A 4,976-nucleotide genomic window follows, 5' to 3' on the forward strand; every position below is an offset into this window, starting at 1 on the left:
GCGGCCGTGAGCGGCTGGCGCGACCCCCCGACGCTAGCGGGCGCGCACGTCACCTTGCGCCCGCTCGTGCCAGCGGACCGCGACGCCCTCGCGCTCGCCGCCGCCGATCAGACGGACCTGTTCTACGCTAACGTCACTACCTTCACCGATCCCGACGCGGCGATGGCGGCGCTGTTCCTGGAACGCGAGCACGGCCGCGCGATGCCGTTCGCGGTCGAAAAGCCCGACGGCGCGGTGGTCGGGCTGACCCGCTACATGCGGATGAACGAGGGGCATCGCCGGCTGGAGATCGGCGGCACCTTCTACGCCCGCGCCGTGCAGCGCACCGGCCTCAACACGGAGGCCAAGCTGCTGCTGCTTCGCCACGCCTTCGAGGTGATGGGGTGCAACGTCGTCCAGATCCGGACCGACTGGTTCAACAAGCGCTCGCAGGCCGCGATCGAGCGACTGGGCGCCAAGCGCGATGGCGTGCTGCGGCATCATCAGCTGATGGACGGGCGGCTGCGCGACGTGGTCGTCTATTCGATCATCGCGCCCGAATGGCCGGGCGTGGAACGCAACCTGCGTCACCTGCTGGCGCGTGGAGGACGGGCATGACCGCGATCACCGACTTCAGCGTCCGCGCCGCCGACGGCAGTTCGACGCCGCTTCACCGCTGGGAGGGGCAGGTGCTGCTGATCGTCAATACCGCGTCGCGCTGCGGCTTCACGCCGCAGTACGAGGGGCTGGAGGCGCTGTATCGCCGCCTGGCCGATCGCGGCTTCGCGGTGCTGGCCTTTCCGTGCAACCAGTTCGGCGCGCAGGAGCCGGGCGACGCGGCCGCCATCGCCAGCTTCTGCTCGCTCACCTATGACGTGACCTTCCCCGTCTTCGCCAGGGTCGAGGTGAACGGCGCCGGCGCCGACCCGCTGTTCGAGCGGCTCAAGGGCGACGCGCCCGGCCTGCTCGGGTCCCGCGCGGTCAAGTGGAACTTCACCAAGTTCCTCGTCGACCGGTCGGGCCAGGCCGTGCACCGCTACGCGCCCACCACCAAGCCGGAGGAGATCGCGCCCGACATCGAGCGGCTGCTGTAGGCGAGCCGCTGCCGCGCGGAACCACTTTGCCGAATCATCAGTCGGCGCGCATAGCGGGGCGATGCACGCCGGCTTCGTCCCCCTTCGCATCTTCTCCTGCTACACGATGCTGGACGGCGCGATCGAGCCCAAGGCGATCGCGGAGCGCGCGGCGCGGCTGCGCTTCCCGGCGGCGGCGCTGACCGATCGCAACGGGCTGTACGCGGCGATGGCCTTTTCCGATGCGGCGCGCAAAAAGGGCGTTCAGCCGATCATCGGCACGATGCTGGCGGTGGCGCGGCCCGACATGCCCGACGGCGCCACGCCCGTGCTCGACTGGCTGGCGCTCTATGCGCAGGACGAGGCGGGCTACACCGCGCTGTGTGCGCTGGTCAGCGAGGCGCATCTCGACCGGCCGATCGAGCAGCCGCCGCATGTCGCCTTCGCGGCGCTGGCCGGGCGGACGGCCGGGCTGCTCGCGCTGACGGCGGGCGGCGAGGGCGCGCTGGCGCGATTGCATGCCGAGGACCAGCCGGCGCGCGCGGCGGCCTATGCGGATCGGTTGCAGGCGCTGTTCGGGGACCGGCTCTATATCGAGCTGTGCCGGCGTGGCGATGCGGTGGAGGAAGCGGCGGAGGCGGCGCTGATCGACCTCGCCTATGCGCGCGACCTGCCGCTGGTCGCGACCAATCCCAGCTGTTTCGCCGAGGCCAAGTTCGGCGACGCGCACGACGCGATGCTGTGCATCGCATCGTCCTCCTATGTCGAAAGCGAGGATCGCGCGCGGTCTTGCCCCGAAGCCTGGATGAAGCCGGGCGACGCGATGACCAAGCTGTTCGCCGACCTGCCCGAGGCGATCGCCAACACGCTGGTGGTGGCGCAGCGCTGCGCGGTGGCGGCGCCCGTGCGCAAACCCATCCTGCCGAGCCTGGCGGGCGAGCCGGCGGCGGAGGGCGCGATGCTGCGCGAGCTGGCGGGGACGGGGCTGGACGCGCGACTGCGGCGGATCGCGGAGCTGCGGACGAAGGGTGTCTCGACTACGCTCGACACGAACGGAGAGGAGAGCGGTCCGTTGTCCCCGTTCGTCCCGAGCGAAGTCGAGGGACAATCTGATTGGACCCAGCCGTACCGCGATCGCCTCGCCTTCGAGCTCGACGTCATCATCCAGATGGGGTTCGCCGGCTATTTCCTGATCGTCGCCGACTTCATCCGCTGGGCCAAGGCGCAGGACATCCCCGTCGGCCCGGGGCGCGGCTCCGGCGCCGGCTCGGTGGTGGCTTGGGCGCTGACCGTGACCGATCTCGATCCGCTGCAATTGGGTCTGCTGTTCGAACGCTTCCTCAACCCGGAACGCGTGTCGATGCCCGATTTCGACATCGATTTCTGCGAAACGCGGCGCGGCGAGGTGATCCGCTACGTGCAGGAGAAATACGGGCGCGATCAGGTCGCGCAGATCATCACCTTCGGGAAGCTCAAGGCGCGCGCGGTGCTCAAGGACACGGGCCGCGTGCTGCAGATGAGCTATGGCCAGGTCGACCGGCTCGCCAAGCTGGTGCCCAACCACCCGACCGACCCGTGGACGCTCGACCGCGCGCTGGAGGGCGTGGCGGAGCTGCGCCGCGAATATGCCAACGACAATGGCGTGCGCCGCCTGCTCGATCTCGCGCGCCAGCTGGAGGGGCTGCCGCGCCACTCCTCCACCCACGCCGCCGGCGTCGTGATCGGCGACCGACCGCTCGCCGAGCTGGTGCCGCTGTACCGCGACCCGCGTTCCGACATCCCGGTGACGCAGTTCGACCTGAAATATGTCGAGGTCGCTGGGCTGGTGAAGTTCGACTTCCTCGGCCTGAAGACGCTGTCGGTGTTGCAGAAGGCGACGCGGATGCTGCGCGCACGTGGGGTCGCGATCGATCTGGACGCGCTGCGCTGGGACGATCCGGCCGTGTACGAGCTGCTCAAGCGCGGCGACACGGTGGGGGTGTTCCAGCTCGAATCGGAGGGCATGCGCCGGACGCTGTCCGCCGTCCGCCCGAGCAATTTCGGCGACATCATCGCGCTCGTCTCGCTCTATCGGCCGGGGCCGATGGACAACATCCCGTCCTTCGGCCGGCGCAAGGGCGGGACGGAGCCGATCGAGTATCCCCACCCGCTGCTCGAAGGCATCCTGGCGGAAACCTACGGCATCTTCGTCTATCAGGAACAGGTGATGCAGGCGGCGCAGGTGCTCGCCGGCTATTCGCTGGGCGGCGCCGACCTGCTGCGCCGCGCGATGGGCAAGAAGATCAAGGCCGAGATGGACGCGCAGCGCGCCACCTTCGTCGATGGTTGCAAGGCGCACAATGCCATCCCGGCCGGCAAGGCGAACGAGCTGTTCGACCTGATCGACAAGTTCGCGGGCTATGGCTTCAACAAGTCGCACGCGGCCGCCTATGCGTTGCTGGCCTATCAGACGGCTTGGCTGAAGGCGCATCATCCAGCCGAGTTCTTCGCCGCGTCGATGTGCTACGACATGGCGCTGACCGACAAGCTGGGCTTGTTCGTCGAGGACGCGCGCCGGGCGGGCGTCGCGATCCTGCCGCCGGACGTGAACCGGAGCGGCGCGGAGTTCGGCGTCGAGCCGGTGGGCGAGGGCGTCGCGGTCCGCTACGCGCTGGGTGCGCTCAAGTCGGTGGGCGAGGGCGCGATGGAGCGGCTGGTGGCCGAGCGGGAGGCCAACGGCGCGTTCGCGAGCCTCGACGACCTGGCGCACCGGATCGATCCGCGCCTGCTCAACAAGCGCCAGCTGGAGACGCTCGCCGCCGCCGGCGCGCTGGACGGGCTGGCCGACAACCGCGCGGGCGCGTTCGCGGTCGCGGAGACGCTGCTGGCGGTGGCGCAGCGGACGCAAGCGAACCTGCTGAGCGGCCAGGGCGGCCTGTTCGGCGGCGACATGCCCGCGGGCGACACGGTCAAGCTGCCCCGCTCGGCGTCATGGACGCTGACGGAGCGAATGGAGCAGGAGAAGGAGGCGTTCGGCTTCTATTTCTCCGCGCATCCGGTCGATCGCTACCAGCATCTGGCGCCCAGGGCGCGGCGCCACGCGTCGCTGGGCGAGCTGGCGATCGCCGACGGCGCGCGGGTCGGGGCGACGATGGCGGTGCTGGTCGAGGAGGCGCGCTGGCGCACCTCGGCGCGGGGCAAGCGTTACCTGATGGCGACGCTGTCCGATCCCACCGGCCAGTTCGTCGCGACCTGTTTCGATGACGCCCCCGCCAAGGCGCTGGAGGAAGCGGCGGCGAACGGTGGCTGCGGGCTGGCGACGGTGGAGCTGGACCGGCGGCCGGGCGAGGAGGCGCCGCGCGTCACCGTCAAGGCGATCCGGCCGTTCAAGGACATCGCCGCCGACGCCCGGTTCGCGGCCGAGGTGACGGTGACGGACGCGGGCGCCTTTGCCGCGATGGCGGCACTGCTCGCCGGGCATCGCGGCGCGCGGGGCGAGGTGCGCGCGCGCATCGTCGCGCCGGGCGGCGACGCGGTGGTGCTGCTCGGGCGTGATTTCCTGCTGGACGGGGAACTGGCCGGGCAACTGCGAGCCCTGCCCGGAGTGGGCGAGGTCACGCTGGCGCCGGTGGAAGGGTTGCGGCTGGTGGGATAGACGCGACGCGGCTGGGCGAGGGCTCTACTCCTTCGTCTCGTCCTCGTGGCCGTCCTCCGGGGCCGGGGCATGGCTGCCATAGCCGGCGCCGGACTCCACCGCCGGGTCCTCGCCGGTCCGGTCGAGGCGGTCGGCTTCGCTGCGGTCGTCACCCATGGTCATTCTCCTCGACGGCTCAACGCGCCGGCGGCGGGGCGGTTCAGCCGCCGTCGGGCCGCAGCCGATCGAGCGGATGCCAGGCGCGCGGATTGGCCTGCCAGCCGCGCAGGCGGGGCGCGACCAGCGACCAG

At 70.8% G+C, this 4,976-nt stretch carries 4 protein-coding genes; 3 read left to right on the top strand and 1 reads right to left on the bottom strand.

What is annotated here, in order from left to right; translation table 11 throughout:
• The first annotated feature begins 6 nt into the window (after nucleotides 1–6).
• The 3 genes from HUU95_RS08240 (at nucleotide 7) to dnaE (ending at nucleotide 4,686) form a co-directional block, all read left to right on the top strand.
• Nucleotides 7–597 carry a GNAT family N-acetyltransferase gene (locus HUU95_RS08240; protein WP_174279681.1) on the top strand — a complete coding sequence of 197 codons (591 nt, stop codon included), beginning with the start codon at nucleotides 7–9 and terminating at the stop codon, nucleotides 595–597.
• Nucleotides 594–1,073 (top strand): glutathione peroxidase, encoded by a 480-nt coding sequence (locus tag HUU95_RS08245; RefSeq protein WP_174279679.1) that lies wholly within the window; start codon nucleotides 594–596, stop codon nucleotides 1,071–1,073. The genes HUU95_RS08240 and HUU95_RS08245 overlap by 4 nt, the downstream gene beginning before the upstream one ends.
• A 61-nt stretch (nucleotides 1,074–1,134) precedes the next feature.
• On the top strand, nucleotides 1,135–4,686 hold the full coding sequence (dnaE, locus tag HUU95_RS08250; RefSeq protein WP_174279680.1) for a DNA polymerase III subunit alpha: 3,552 nt from the start codon (nucleotides 1,135–1,137) through the stop codon (nucleotides 4,684–4,686).
• Nucleotides 4,687–4,710: 24 nt separating this feature from the next.
• Here dnaE and HUU95_RS14700 read toward each other — a convergent pair whose 3' ends face one another.
• Nucleotides 4,711–4,842 carry a hypothetical protein gene (locus HUU95_RS14700; RefSeq protein ID WP_302480107.1) on the bottom strand — a complete coding sequence of 44 codons (132 nt, stop codon included), beginning with the start codon at nucleotides 4,840–4,842 and terminating at the stop codon, nucleotides 4,711–4,713.
• Nucleotides 4,843–4,976: the final 134 nt, after the last annotated feature.

Source organism: Sphingomonas bacterium, assembly GCF_903643065.1.
Lineage (GTDB): Bacteria > Pseudomonadota > Alphaproteobacteria > Sphingomonadales > Sphingomonadaceae > Sphingomonas.